The organism is Streptomyces sp. NPDC111516 (genome assembly GCF_055635345.1).
The window spans coordinates 38,509-52,097 of the sequence record NZ_JBVKBV010000011.1 but is presented as its reverse complement, the minus strand read 5'-3'; the positions used below and the strand labels follow the sequence as shown (position 1 = coordinate 52,097).

The 13,589-nt window shown below is 68.9% G+C and carries 10 protein-coding genes; 4 read left to right on the top strand and 6 right to left on the bottom strand.

What is annotated here, in order from left to right:
• Window positions 1-25: 25 nt before the first annotated feature.
• Window positions 26-2,842 carry a fibronectin type III domain-containing protein gene (locus ACZ7L9_RS21515; protein ID WP_471417056.1) on the top strand — a complete coding sequence of 939 codons (2,817 nt, stop codon included), beginning with the start codon at window positions 26-28 and terminating at the stop codon, window positions 2,840-2,842.
• A gap of 518 nt (window positions 2,843-3,360) precedes the next feature.
• Here ACZ7L9_RS21515 and argG read toward each other — a convergent pair.
• Window positions 3,361-4,809, bottom strand: coding sequence for an argininosuccinate synthase (gene argG, locus ACZ7L9_RS21510; protein WP_471417054.1), 1,449 nt, complete (start codon window positions 4,807-4,809; stop codon window positions 3,361-3,363).
• Between the two features lie 150 nt (window positions 4,810-4,959).
• Between argG and ACZ7L9_RS21505 the strand changes: the two genes are divergently transcribed.
• The 3 genes from ACZ7L9_RS21505 (at window position 4,960) to ACZ7L9_RS21495 (ending at window position 8,131) form a co-directional block, all read left to right on the top strand.
• Complete coding sequence (locus ACZ7L9_RS21505) at window positions 4,960-6,570, top strand: phosphodiester glycosidase family protein (protein WP_471417052.1); 1,611 nt, start codon at window positions 4,960-4,962, stop codon at window positions 6,568-6,570.
• 55 nt (window positions 6,571-6,625) lie between these two features.
• Window positions 6,626-7,654 carry an alpha/beta hydrolase gene (locus ACZ7L9_RS21500; RefSeq protein ID WP_471417050.1) on the top strand — a complete coding sequence of 343 codons (1,029 nt, stop codon included), beginning with the start codon at window positions 6,626-6,628 and terminating at the stop codon, window positions 7,652-7,654.
• A gap of 216 nt (window positions 7,655-7,870) precedes the next feature.
• Window positions 7,871-8,131: a hypothetical protein gene (locus tag ACZ7L9_RS21495; protein WP_471417048.1), complete on the top strand. Its 261-nt coding sequence runs from the start codon at window positions 7,871-7,873 to the stop codon at window positions 8,129-8,131.
• 343 nt (window positions 8,132-8,474) lie between these two features.
• On the opposite strand, the gene ACZ7L9_RS21490 is transcribed toward ACZ7L9_RS21495, so the two are convergent.
• From ACZ7L9_RS21490 to ACZ7L9_RS21470, 5 genes are read right to left on the bottom strand one after another with little or no spacing between them, the layout of a single operon-like run.
• On the bottom strand, window positions 8,475-9,758 hold the full coding sequence (locus ACZ7L9_RS21490; protein ID WP_471417046.1) for a glycosyltransferase: 1,284 nt from the start codon (window positions 9,756-9,758) through the stop codon (window positions 8,475-8,477).
• Window positions 9,755-10,756, bottom strand: coding sequence for an ABC transporter ATP-binding protein (locus ACZ7L9_RS21485; RefSeq protein ID WP_471417045.1), 1,002 nt, complete (start codon window positions 10,754-10,756; stop codon window positions 9,755-9,757). Before ACZ7L9_RS21485 ends, ACZ7L9_RS21490 begins: the two co-directional genes overlap by 4 nt.
• A complete protein-coding gene (locus tag ACZ7L9_RS21480) occupies window positions 10,753-11,550 on the bottom strand; it encodes an ABC transporter permease (protein ID WP_471417042.1) in 798 nt (265 codons plus the stop codon). The genes ACZ7L9_RS21485 and ACZ7L9_RS21480 overlap by 4 nt, the downstream gene beginning before the upstream one ends.
• Complete coding sequence (locus ACZ7L9_RS21475) at window positions 11,547-12,371, bottom strand: ABC transporter permease (protein WP_471417040.1); 825 nt, start codon at window positions 12,369-12,371, stop codon at window positions 11,547-11,549. The genes ACZ7L9_RS21480 and ACZ7L9_RS21475 overlap by 4 nt, the downstream gene beginning before the upstream one ends.
• Window positions 12,368-13,447, bottom strand: coding sequence for a polyamine ABC transporter substrate-binding protein (locus ACZ7L9_RS21470; RefSeq protein WP_471417039.1), 1,080 nt, complete (start codon window positions 13,445-13,447; stop codon window positions 12,368-12,370). The genes ACZ7L9_RS21475 and ACZ7L9_RS21470 overlap by 4 nt, the downstream gene beginning before the upstream one ends.
• Window positions 13,448-13,589: the final 142 nt, after the last annotated feature.

Here is a 13,589-nt window from a genome sequence, read left to right as displayed (position 1 = left end):
CCCATCCACCCCGAAGGGATGATCCATGAACATCCTGATGCGAAGAGTGGCAGCGGTGTGTGTCGCTCTTCTGCTGGCGGTACCAGGCACCACCGCCGTAGCAGCCGACGACCCACCCACGAATCTGCTCGCCGCGGACCTCGACACCGGATTCGACAGCGGCAAGAGCCCGCTGACCATGTCCAGCCAGACATCGGGAGGCACCCAGCAGATCGTGCAGGTCGACGGCGACAACGCCCTCGAACTCCGCGACGCCTCCCAGGGCACCAACCTCTCCAGCTACTTCTACCACCGGTGGTCCACCGGCGTGCTGAAGGACCGCATCAACGCTGTCTACAACGAGCCGGTCGGCAGCCCCGCCCGGCAGTTCGTCCTCCAGTACGACCTGGCCCGGAGCGCGGCGAGCGACAAGCCCGTCGCCAAGGACATCTACGCACAGATCCAGTTCGGCAACTTCGACAACAACCTCGTGCCGCGATTCCCGGTGCCCGCGGTGAGCATCACCACCACCTCTGCGTACACCGGTACCTCCGGCGGCCTGTCGCGGGTCGACGACACCGCCCTCCCCCCGTACCGCTTCACGATCGTCCCCAACGGCGGGCAGCGGCTCATCTCCACGGTGGAGCTGGGCTTTGCGGTGCGCGTCGACACCGGCGGCACGGACGAGGCGATCACCGTCGACAACCTCGGCGTCTACGAGGTGCCCGGCGGCATCACCGACACGGAGCCGCCCACCGCCCCGACCTCACTGACCGCCGGCGTGACGTCAGGCAGTGTCTCGCTCGGCTGGACCGCCTCGACCGACAACCTCGGCGTGACCGGGTACGACGTCTTCCGCGACGGCTATCAGGTCGCCTCCGTCAGCGGCACCACCACCTCGGCCGTCGTCACCGGCCTGATGCCCGCCACGCGCTACGACTTCACGGTGCGGGCCAGGGACGCGAGCGGCAACATCAGCGCGCTGAGTACCCCGCTCAGGACATCGACCGGCCCGTACGTGCCCGAGTCGCCCGCCCCCTACCCCGGCACCCAGCAGACCCGGACACAGTGGCTGTGGAACAAGACGAAGGCCATGAAGGAGGAGAGCGGCGCCGTCAACGTGGCCCAGTACACCGCGCAGCTCGCCGACCACGAGAACGTGACGGCGAACCTCGCCAAGCTCGACGCCCAGTTCCGGAGCTACGACTACGAGCAGTACAAGACCATGGCGAAGATGTACTCCTACCTCATGGCCGGGGACCAGTTCAGCCCGGACATGCTGGCGCACGTGCGCAGCTACTTCGCCTCGTACGGCTACGCGAAACTCCCGCAGACCGAGAACCTGCGGATGAGCAACTACGCCACCGGATACCTCGTCGGCCAGTACTTCCCCGACCTCGCCGACCTCAACGGCAAATCCGGGGCACAGCTGAGGGATGCCAACAAGGCGAACATCCTTGAGATGGTGAACGCGGGCGTGCGCAGCGGATGGGCGGAGTACCAGAGCCCCGAGTACACCTTCATGACGTACTTCTGTCTCAACGCCCTCTATCAGTGGGCCGACGACGCCCAGTTGCGCCAGCAGGTGAGGATGGCGATGGACGTGATGTGGTTCGAGTGGGCGAACGACTGGATCGACGGCTACATGATCTCGTCGGAGAGCCGCGCCAAGGGCGACCTGTCCTCCGTCAACGATCCGACCTGGCGGCCCGCGGACCACTCGACGCTTGCCTGGACGTACTTCGGCGCCCACCGCGCACAGCGGGGTGTCGGCGAATCCGACAACCCGGCGCCCTCGGCGTACCGTCCGAACCTCGAGTACGCCGGTCTCGTGGCCTGGCCGGGGACGAAGTACACACCGCCCGGGGCGGCGGTGGAGATCGGCCGGAAGACCGACAAGTCCTACACCGCGCACAAGACCAACCTCCAGAACTCCAGTGGCCACGCGATGGACATCTACCGCACCAGCTACGTGCGTCCCACCTGGGGCCTGGGCACCGAGGTCCACTACCGGCGCGTCGACAACTGGATCGAGGATCTGCCGGTCGTGCTCCGCTGGCACTCCGACGCCGCGAATCCGCTGTTCCGGCTGTCGGTCGACCAGGGCAACGCTCCGATCGGCGCCTACGACCAGCCCGCCAATCAGCGGGTGATGCAGAACGGTCCCACGGCCGTGGGCGTCTACAAGTCGTCGGGCGACCAGACCTCGAACTACATCAACGCGCTGTTCCCCACCAACGGTTCGATTCGGGAACGGCGCGAGGTCGACGGATGGACGATCGTCGACACGGGACCGATGTACTTCGCATACAAGCTGGCGAAGCCCGGAACCTGGTACCACCAGACACCGAACGACCCGGCGAACAAGGTGAAGACGACGGCGCAGAACCACCCGACCGCCGGCCTCAGCTACAGCTATGACATTCTGCGCAGCCAGGCCGACAGCAACGGCTGGGTGCTGGAATCGGCGGATGCATCCACGTACGCCGGCCTCGACGCGTTCGCGAGCGCCCTCACCAGTGCCACGAGAATGGACGTGAGCCACATCGAGGATACGAACCCGCGGCTCGTGTATCACAGCCTGAGCGGGGACCACCTCGACATCACCTTCGACTCCGCGTCTCAGGCGCCCGGCGCCACCCAGCTCGTGAACGGCACGCCGATCGACTACGACGCGTACAAGCTGTTCGACACCCCGTGGCTGCAGCAGGACAAACGGGGCTCGACGTTCACCGCCTCGGTCGATGGCGCATCCGTCGTCTACGACTTCGACCACTGGACCGTGACCGCCGTGGACGACGAGGACCACGACCAGCGCAGCCGCCTCGGCCTGACGACGCGCAGTGGAGGGCACGGCCAGTGACCTGAGTCGGAGATTCGTTGTTGGTCCGGCATGACCGTCCTGGACCGAGGATTCCGCCGATCGCGGTAACCGGTGTCCACCGGGCCGTGCTTGAGAGGTGGGTGCGTCGGCGGTTCGGTTTGCCGCCATGGACCTCGTCACCGGCCACCCAGCGGGAATGGTGGCCGGTGTCGGGGAACCGGGCGATCACGCGCGCCCAGCTCCCCACCCATCACACCCGGCCAACAGCACACCCGATCAGACAGACGCGCCACCGGTGAGTGAACCTGGCAATTCCTGCCCCCGGCGAGGCCTGACGCCCTTGCCACGAGGGGATTTGGGGCCAGGGTAGGCTCTCTCCCGGAGCTGAAGCTCACCACCGGCGGAGACTGAAGCGCCTCGTGACGCGCGGCGTTCTCACCGCGTCCGTGCCCGGGTTGTACACCCGGGCCCGGAGGTAGCGATACCGGCACCTCCGTGATCAGCGGACCTCACGCAACGCCAACCACGAGAGGGACATGACCTCGTGAATCGCTGTCTCAGTCCGTGCCGGACTCCATCGCGGCGCGGTCCAGCATGGTCTCCTCGTCCGTGACCTCGCCGCGCGAGGCGATCGCCTGCGCGCCGCCCGCGTCCATGGCGCCGATCAGACCGGTCGAGGCCGCCTGCGCGGCGCCGATCAGGGTCGGGTGGTCGGTGCCGACCATGCCCAGACCCGCGTACTGCTCAAGCCGTGCGCGCGAGTCGGCGATGTCCAGGTTCCGCATGGTGAGCTGGCCGATCCGGTCCACCGGGCCGAACGCCGAGTCCTCGGTCCGCTCCATGGAGAGCTTGTCCGGGTGGTAGCTGAGCGTCGGGCCCCGGGTGTCGAGAACCGAGTAGTCCTCGCCGCGGCGCAGGCGGAGGGTGACCTCGCCGGTGATCGCGGCGCCGACCCAGCGCTGCAGCGACTCACGCACCATCAGCGCCTGCGGGTCCAGCCAGCGACCCTCGTAGAGGAGTCGGCCGAGGCGCCGCCCCTCGTTGTGGTACGCGGCCACGGTGTCCTCGTTGTGGATCGCGTTGACCAGGCGCTCGTAGACGATGTGCAGCAGTGCCATGCCGGGCGCCTCGTAGATGCCGCGGCTCTTGGCCTCGATCACCCGGTTCTCGATCTGGTCGGACATCCCCAGACCGTGCCGGCCACCGATCGCGTTGGCCTCCATGACGAGATCGACCGGGGTGGCGAACTCCTTGCCATTGATGGTGACCGGACGGCCCTGGTCGAAGCCGACCGTCACGTCCTCGGTCGCGATCTCCATCGACGGGTCCCAGAACCGTACGCCCATGATCGGGTCGACCGTCTCTACGCCGGTGTCGAGATGCTCCAGCGTCTTGGCCTCGTGGGTGGCACCCCAGATGTTGGCGTCCGTGGAGTACGCCTTCTCGGTGGAGTCACGGTACGGCAGTCCGTGCGCGAGCAGCCACTCGGACATCTCCTTGCGGCCGCCGAGCTCCGTGACGAAGTCCGCGTCCAGCCAGGGCTTGTAGATCCGCAGGTGCGGGTTGGCGAGCAGTCCGTACCGGTAGAACCGCTCGATGTCGTTGCCCTTGAAGGTGGAGCCGTCACCCCAGATCTGCACCTCGTCCTCGAGCATCGCCCGGACCAGCAGCGTGCCGGTCACGGCGCGCCCCAGAGGCGTGGTGTTGAAGTACGGGCGCCCGCCCGACTTGATGTGGAACGCGCCGCAGGCGAGTGCGGCCAGCCCTTCTTCGACCAGCGCGGCGCGGCAGTCGACGAGCCGGGTGATCTCGGCGCCGTACGCCGAGGCGCGGCCGGGGACGGAGGCGATGTCAGGCTCGTCGTACTGACCGATGTCGGCCGTGTACGTGCACGGAACGGCGCCCTTGTCGCGCATCCAGGCGACGGCGACCGAAGTGTCGAGCCCGCCGGAGAAGGCAATGCCGACGCGTTCGCCGGTGGGGAGGGAGGTGAGGACCTTGGACATGGGGAAAGTATGCACTATGTCGCATGATCATGCAACGATCGGTCCCTGCGATCCTCGTTCGGGCCGGACAGGAGATTGACGTGCACACATCTTGACTGGTGGTCGCTGCCGCACGCACCTTTGCTGGGCCATTCTTTCCAAGGGGGGTACGTGAACAGAAAGTTGCTCGGCGCGTCTACGGTCCTGGCCCTCTTGGCTGTGGTGGGCGCCTCGCCGGCGCCTGCCTCCTCTGAGCCGCGGCCGACGCGCGCCCTGCCGCTGGGCGCGCTCGACTTGACCGAGACCCGCAGCACGCGGACGCTGCAGCCCGGTGTCACCCTCACGCGGATCGTGCGCGGTGCCGACGCCCCGGCGCTCGCGTGGACGGTCGAGGTTTCCATACCCGGCGGTGCGACCTCGCCGGACCCCGACGCGCCGCCGACGGCGCTGAAGGACCGGGCGAGCGCCGACGAGCTGACTGCCGACGCTCAGGGGGACGGCTTCGACGCCCGGGTCGAGGAAGTCACGACTCCGGCCGTCGCCGACTACGCCGGCGGAACGCTCGGGTGGCGGGTCCGGGTCGGGCGGTTCGACTCGCAGTCCGCCGCGACGGCCGAGCTCACCCGGCTGAGAAGGGCCGGGCACGCCGGGTCCGCCGTGTACACCGGCTGGGACGGCAGCCCCGCGGACCGTGGCCCTTGGCGGATCGACGTGCTCACCATCGACCCGGACCGGTTCCGCGGCGGGCTCAAGGCGTCGTACGGTCCCGACCTGGAGAACCGCGAGAAGACCAGTGAGCTGGCGGCCGCCGACGGCGCGACCGCAGCGGTCAACGCCGGGTTCTTCGTCCTCGACCCGAGCGCCGGAGCACCGGGCGATCCGGCCGGCGTCGGCGTCTACGACGGCCGGCTGCTGAGCGAGCCGGTGAACGGGCGCCCCGGCCTGGTGATACGCGACTCCGGCCGGCACAGCAGGGTCGCCCGGTTCACCTGGAAGGGGCGGGTCGTCGGCCGGGACGCCTCACAACCCCTGGACGGCATCGACCGCGTACCGGGCTTGATCAGGAATTGCGGCGGCACCGCCGACGACACTCCGACCTCGCTGCCCCTGCACGACGTGACCTGCACCGACCGCGACGAACTCGTCGCCTTCACGCCTGAATACGGCCGACAGACGCCGCAGGGCGACGGCCTCGAGGCCGTACTCGACACCCGCGGACGGGTTCTGGAGCTGCGCTCACCACGCGGCGGACCGCTGCCGGCCGGCGGCAGCTCCGTGCAGGCGACCGGCACCCGCGTCGCCGAGCTGGCCGCCCTGGCGCAGGTCGGCCGGCCCTTGCGCGTCGAGGGGACATTGCGGGACGGCAGCGGCCGCAAGGTCTCCACGTCCCCGGCGACCAGCATCCTCAACGGCGGTCCCGAACTGGTCCGCGACGGACGCCTCCACGTCACGCCTGCGACCGACGGGATGGTGCAGCCCGGCAACCCGAGCTTCTACTACGGCTGGGTGCACAAGCGCAATCCACGCACGCTGGCCGGCGTGGACGCCGCCGGCAGGACCGTGCTCATCACGGCCGACGGACGCAGCACGGGCGCGCTCGGGCTGAGCATCCCCGAGAGCGCGGCCGTCGCCCGGGCACTTGGCCTGCGCAACGCGGTCAATCTTGACGGCGGCGGGTCGACCACCATGGTGGTCGACGGAGAAGTGATCAACGACCCGTCCGACGCGGCCGGTGAACGCCCCGTCGGGGACGCACTGCTGGTCCTGCCCGACCGGCGCTGACCCAGCCCGGTCCGAGAAGGCCCGAGCCAGCGAACACCCACCACCAGGAGCCGCCATGACCGCCAGCTCGATCCGCCGAGCCCGCCTCCTGCTCGTCCTTGCCGCGCTGCTGCTCACCCTGGCATCGACTCCGCCGGCGCCGGCCATCGCGTCGACAGTGTCACCCTCCGGGGAAGCCGGCGGACTCGGGCCCTCGTCCCGGGGCGCCGAAGTCGTCGCGGTCACCCAGGTCGCCGATCGGCAGGTCGACTTGTCGGTCCGTTCACCGGCCCTCGGCGACCGGACGGTGAACGTGCGTCTGCTCACGCCCGATGGCTGGGACCCGGGCGACCGGAGCCGGCACTGGCCGACCCTCTGGCTGCTGCACGGCTGCTGCGGGGACTACACGTCGTGGACCAGTCAAACCGACGTCGCCCGGACCGACAGCCTGCGCGACGTCCTCGTGGTCATGCCGGAGGCCGGCTGGAACGGCTGGTACAGCGACTGGTGGAACTACGGCCGGGGCAGTGACCCGGCGTGGGAGACCTTCCACACCAAGGAACTGCGCCTCCTGCTCGAGCAAGACTGGGGGGCGAGCAGGAACCGCGTCGTGGCGGGACTTTCGATGGGTGGCCAGGGCGCCCTGCTGTATGCCGCCCGACACCCCGGGATGTTCAGGGCGGCCGCGGCGTACTCCGGCTCCGTGCACCCGCTGCTCAACGACGAGTCGGTGAACCGCATCATGGGGTTCTTCGCCGGTCAGGGCAACGACCCGCTGAGGGTCTGGGGCGATCCGGTTGCGCAACGTGATGTCTGGGCGGCCCACGACCCGTTCCACCTGGCCGAGCGCCTCAAGCCGATCCCTGTCTACCTGTCCTGCGGTGACGGCACCACCGGCCCCTTGGACCCGCCGGGCAGCACCAGCGCGCTCGAGGCGGACTTCAACAGGCAGAACCAGGCCCTTGCGAGCGCGCTCGAACGCAGGGGCGCGAAGCACGTGACCACCCACTTCTACGGACCGGGGACCCACGGCTGGGCGTACTGGCAGCGTGAGCTGCACTCCTCGCTGCCGATGCTGCTCCACGCCTTGCGGGCCGACGGCTGAACGGCCACGTGCCGAGATCATCCGCCCGGGCATCCCTGTCGCGCCATGGCCGGCCGTGTCCGGGGCGAGCCCCCGTCCGGGCACGGGAGGTCGTGGGATCGTCACCGGTTACGGTGATCCCGTCCGCATGCTGTGTCAGTTCGACCACCGGCTTTGTCCGGGTGTCCCGCCCCCGAAACCGCCCGTCGTCCCGCCTCCGCTGGAAAGATTCGGTCCATGAACGACAGCACCCTCGGCGAGAAGGCCCGCGAGCTGCTCACCCAGGCATCCCAGCACCCGGTTGCCAGTCCTCAGCGCGACGCGCTGGTGGCCGAAGCCTCCGTCTGGGCACGGCTGGAGCACGCCGCCGTCACGGAGCATCACACGGCCGCAGCGGTCGACATCGAGTCCGCCCTGGCCTCCTTCGCCGACGCCGCGCAGAGACTCGGCAGCGAGGTCGGCAACCTGGCCAAGCGCATCAAGCTCAGCCAGAAGTGAGAAAGCACGCGGAGGGCGGGCATCGCGGTGGTCACGTGCTGCGATGACGATGAGGCGCTGGAGCGGGCCGCGCGGCCGGCTGCCCTTCGAAACCGCTGAACACGACTTGCGCAAGGCTCCGTCCCAGCGCTGTGCACCGACGGCCTCGTCCAGGCGCCGGACCGGGACGTCAACGCCGGGCTCGACCAGCAGCCCCGTACCGTGGCCGGTCCCGCACCCTGCCCAGGGTGCCGCGACGGCACCGCCCGGTCATGCCCGGGACGAGTCCGCGGTGGCACCGCCGCCCCGTGACGTGAGGCGGAGCTGCCCGGAGAAAGGCAGGCTCACCACCGACTCCTCATTGTCACGCCGTGGACGTAGCAGCTCCTTCGATGAGATCCGCCGCTTTACGCAGGCCGTCCCGGTGGCGGATCTTCTCGCCCACGCCGGCCAGCCGCTCCCGCAGCGCGTTGTCCGCGAGCAGCCGGTCCACCGTCCCTGTCAATTCCCCGTCCGTGAAGCGGTAGGTGTCCAGCCGGACGCCGAAGCCCAGCTCGTCCATCCGCTGGGCGTTGTCGTACTGGTCCCAGAACAGTGGCAGCAGCACCATCGGCTTGCCGAAGTGGAGGGCCTCGGTCGTCGTGTTGTTGCCGCCGTGCGTGATGACCAGATCGACGAGCGGCAGGATCGACGTCTGCGGCAGGAACTCGGCGCCCCACATGTTCGGCGCGAGCTCGATCTCCTCGTGCAGCGGGCCCTCGGACACGATGTAGCGGTGCGGGGTCCCGGCCAGCAAGCTGATGATGCGCCGCATCAGCTCCACGTCCGCCGAGCCGAGCGAACCCAGCGAGAAGTAGATCAACGCGCCGTCGCCGTTCCGCAGTTCCGCAGGCAGCTCGAACTTCTCGTCCGTCTCCCGCACCGAGGAGTCCAGCCGGTGCCAGGATGGGCCGAGCGCGCGCTCGTAGTCCGCGGCCTCCGGGTACACGTAGAGATTCGTGCCGCCTTCGTGGATGAAGTCCAGCTCCGGCAGGGCCGGAGCTCCCTGGTCCACCACCCACGCGTTGAACGCTTCCCAGAGCGCGCGGTGCGAGTGGTCGTAGGCCTCCCGGAACTCCGCCCAGCCGGTGCGGTCCGCCGAAGGATAGCCGGAGAAGGCGGGGGGCACGCCGCCCGTCCTCAGCTCAAGGGGGTTGCAGGACATGATGCGTACGAAGGGCTTGCCGGCGGTCAGCAGAGCGGGGAAGGAGACGACGTTGTCCTCGACGATCACATCGGGCCGGACCCGTTCGATGATCTGCCGCAGCCGCGGCTCGCAGTACTTGACGCCCGCGATGAGCTCCTCCCAGACCGGCTTGATCCAGGTCTCCAGCTGCTCGATGGTCGGCTTGCGGAACTCCGGGGCGGTGTCACGAATGAAGTCCTTCCAGAACTGACCCGCGTCCTGCTCGCCTTCTGGTGCGGGCGCGAGGTCGACCAGGTCCTCCTCGAAGCCGAGTGCCGTGAGCTTCCCCTTCCAGGAGGCCTCGGCGGCGAAGACGACCCGATGGCCCCGGCGGCGCAGGACATCGCCGATGCCGACGCAGTTGTTGGTGGGTCCGTACGCGCTCTCCGGTACGAACAGCACGGTGAGCCGACGCTCTGTCATGTTTCCCCCTCGATCGGTTCGGCAGGAATGCGGACGGCGGCCTCCGACGGCCAGGAGAGCGAGACCCGCTCGCCGGGCACGACACGGGACGGGCCCTGGACGGCGACGAGTACCGGCTGGTCCATGTGGGGGACGCGCACGGCGAGGTGCGACGTACCGCCATGGAAACTGACGTCGACGACCGTACCCGTGAGCCGGCTGCCCCCGATGTCGTCGCCGTGGCTGTCACCGGCGCCGATGTGGATGCGCTCCGGGCGCACGGCCGTGATGCCGTGCGGGCCCGGAAGGAGATTGTTCGCGCCGACGAAGCCCGCGACGAAAGCGGTGCGCGGCCGTTCGTACAGCGCCACCGGCGCATCGGTCTGCTCGATGCGGCCCGCGTTCATGACGGCGATCCGGTCGGCGAGCGACATCGCCTCCTCCTGGTCGTGCGTGACCACGAGGAAGGTGATGCCGACCTCGTTCTGCAGCCGCTTCAGCTCCAGCTGCATCTCAGCCCGCACCTGCTTGTCGAGCGCGGACAGCGGCTCGTCGAGCAGCAGCAGACGGGGCCGCTTCACGATCGCGCGGGCGAGCGCGACACGCTGGCGCTGTCCGCCGGAGAGCTCGTGCGGCCTGCGCCGGGCGTACGCGGTCAGACCGACGGTGGCCAGTACCGCGTCGACCCGTTCCCGTATCTCACGGCGCGGGAGCCGCTCCCGCTCCAGCCCGTACGCCACGTTCCGATCGACGGACATGTGCGGGAAGAGCGCGAACGACTGGAACATCAGATTGACGGGGCGCCGGTGCGGCGCCACGGCCAGCAGGTCCTTCCCGTCGAGCGTGACCGTGCCCGCGTCCGGGGTCTCGAAGCCGGCGAGGATTCGTAACAGGGTCGTCTTGCCGCAGCCGCTCGGCCCGAGCAGGGCACAGAACTCGCCCTCACCGATGTCCAGCGAGACGCCGTCCAGCGCCCGCGTCTGCCCGAAGCGGTGGTCGATCCCCTTGATCTTGATCAACTTGTCGCCTCCGGAGTGCCGGGGTGGGTCGTACGGGTGAGCCGCTGCGCGGCCACGACGGCGGTGAAGCTGACCGCCAGCAGCAGGGTCGCCAGCGCGTTGATCTCCGGGGTGACGCCGAAGCGAACCATCGAGTACACGACGATCGGGAGCGTCGGCTCGGTCGGAGCGGCGGTGAAGAACGCGATGACGAACTCGTCGACGGAGAGCGTGAAGGCGAGCAAAGCCCCAGCGACGATGCCCGGCGCGAGGGACGGCAGGGTGATGCGGACGAACGTCGCCGGCGGCGTCGCACCCAGGTCCCGGGAGGCCTCCTCCAGCGAGGGATCGGTGTGCGCCAGCCGGGTCCGTACGAGCGCGGCGACGAAGGCGGTGCCGAAGACGGTGTGCGCGAGCAGCACGCTGTGCACGCCGAGAGTGAACCGGACAGCTGCGTAGAAGACGAGCAGGCCGATGGCGAGCAGCAGATCGGGGACGACGGCGGGGAGCAGGGTCACCGCGTCCAGCAGCCGTGAACGGTTGTCACGGCCTGCGCCGACCGCGAGCAGGGTGCCGAGGACGGTGGACAGCGCCGCGGACCCCGCCGCGACGATCAGGGTGTTGACGAGCCCGTGCAGGATCTCGTCGTCGCCTGCCAGTTCGGCGTACCAGCGCAGGCTGAATCCCTCGAAGGCGTACGGAGAGCCGCCCGCGCTGAACGACATGGTGACGAGGACGACGACGGGCGCGTAGAGGAAGAGGTACGTCAGCCAGAACGGAAGGCGTGTCAGCAGCCGGTTCGGGGTGTTCGTCATCGGGTCGCGTACCTCCTCGCCGCCCACGCCTGCGCGAAGAGCAACAGCATCAGCACGGCCAGCAGTGCGAGCGCGAGCGCCGAGCCGAAGGGCCAGTCGCGTGCCTTGAGGAACTGGTCGCGGATGAGGTTGCCGACCATCACCGATCGTCCTCCGCCGAGCAGTTCTGGGACGACGAAGTTCCCGAAGCTCGGTACGAAGACGAAGAGGCAGCCGGTGAGGGCCCCGGGGAGGGTGAGGGGAAGCGTGACCGTACGGAAGGTGGTCCACGGTCCGGCGCCCAGGTTCGCGGCAGCCTCGCGCAGTTGCTGATCGAGCCGGCTGAGGGACGCGTACAGCGGGAGGATCATCAGCGGCAGATACGCGTACAGCAGACCGACGACGACGGCGCCGTCCGTGTAGAGGACATCCACCGGGCCCAGGCCGATCGCGCCCAGCGCCTTGTTGAGCCAGCCGGGGCCGCTCAGCAGCACGATCCAGGCGTAGACGCGGATGAGGAAGCTGGTCCAGAACGGCAGGACGACGGCGATCAGCGCGATCGTCCGGCGGCGGCGCGGGAGGCCGGCGATCACATACGCCGTCGGATAGCCGATCAGGAGGGCGAGGACGGTGGTGAGGCCGGCGATCCAGGTGGAGTGGAGGACGACGTCGGCGTAGAGGGGGTCGGCGAGGCGCGTGAGGTTTTCGGTGGTCGGCTCGTACACGACACCGCCGAAGCGGCCGCGCCGGAGGAAGGCGTAACTCAGCACCATGCCCAGAGGGATGACCATGAGAACGGCCAGAAAGGTCAGGCCGGGCCCGGTCAGCGGCCACCGCTTCATGAGCCGGCGGCTACCTCGGTCGACAGCCGGGTGTACTTCGTGGCCGCCTCGCCGACATCGACGATGGATTCGCCCTTCAGCAGCTCGGCCGGGGTCATGCGCAGTGGTGTGTTGGCCTCGACCACTTCAGGGTCGAGCCGTTCCATCGCCGCCTTGTTGGGCACCTTGTAGAGGATGTTCTCGGCGGCCCAGCTGTGGATCTCCGGGTCGAGGATGTAGTTGATGAGGGCGTGCGCGGCCTCTTTGTTCCTGGAGGACTTCAGCACGACCATCGTGTCGACCCAGAGATCGCTGCCCTCCTTCGGGACGGTGAACTTGATCTTCGGGTCGCTGGTGGGGCACCAGCCGTCCCAGGCCTCGGCCATCGCCGACTCGCCCTTGGTCAGCCGGTCACCGAAGGTGGTGTCGTCGTAGGCCAGCAGGTTCTTCTTGGCGTCGAGGAGCAAGGCGCGGGCGGCGGTGAACTCCTGGTCGCTGGTGGTGTTGACGGAGTGCCCGAGCACCTTGAGTGCGGGAAGGGCCAGCCAGCGCTCGGTGGTCATCATGGTGACCTTCTTCTTCAGCGCGGGCGGGGGCTTGAGGAGGTCGTTCCAGCTGGTCGGGGGCTGCTTCACGAGGTCGGTGCGGTAGCAGATCCCGGTCGTCCCCCAGGTGTAGGGGACGGAGAAAGTGTTGCCCTTGTCGTAGGCGAGCTGCCGGGCCTCGGGGTAGAGGTTCTTGAGGTTCGGGATCAGGTCCGGGTGGATGGGCTCGACAAGTCCGGCTTCGTTCAGGGCCTGGGCGTACTGGCCGGAGACGAAGGCGACATCGACACCGCTGTCGCTCCCTGCCGCGCCACCGGCCGTCAGCTTGGCCATGATCTCTTCGTTGGTGGCGTGGTGCGCGATCTTCACCGGGACGCCGAGGTCCTTCTTGACCCGCTCGGGGAGGTTCTCCGGGCTGTAGCCGTCCCAGATGGAGACGGTGAGGGACTGCTTGGTGATGTCGGCCTTCGGGTCGAGTGTCTCCGGGCCGTTGCCCCGGTTGCCGCCTTCCCCGCAGCCGGTGAGCAGTAACAGGGCAATGCCCGTAGCCACCGCACCCCCCACGCGCATACCTCTCATATCGCAACTCCCCCTTCCGTAGCCCCAGTTGCAGCGCGAGTCTCGCATTCCCGCCGCATCTTGCACAATGGGGCGTTGGTCGGGGCACGTCAGGCGGCATGCGCCGTTTCCATGG

Coding starts and splice junctions, on each gene's coding strand:
- ACZ7L9_RS21515 (WP_471417056.1), top strand. CDS start 26: ATGAACATCCTGATGCGAAGAGTGGCAGCGGTGTGTGTCGCTCTTCTG.
- argG (WP_471417054.1), bottom strand. CDS start 4,809: ATGTCCAAGGTCCTCACCTCCCTCCCCACCGGCGAACGCGTCGGCATT.
- ACZ7L9_RS21500 (WP_471417050.1), top strand. CDS start 6,626: ATGACCGCCAGCTCGATCCGCCGAGCCCGCCTCCTGCTCGTCCTTGCC.
- ACZ7L9_RS21495 (WP_471417048.1), top strand. CDS start 7,871: ATGAACGACAGCACCCTCGGCGAGAAGGCCCGCGAGCTGCTCACCCAG.
- ACZ7L9_RS21490 (WP_471417046.1), bottom strand. CDS start 9,758: ATGACAGAGCGTCGGCTCACCGTGCTGTTCGTACCGGAGAGCGCGTAC.
- ACZ7L9_RS21480 (WP_471417042.1), bottom strand. CDS start 11,550: ATGACGAACACCCCGAACCGGCTGCTGACACGCCTTCCGTTCTGGCTG.
- ACZ7L9_RS21475 (WP_471417040.1), bottom strand. CDS start 12,371: ATGAAGCGGTGGCCGCTGACCGGGCCCGGCCTGACCTTTCTGGCCGTT.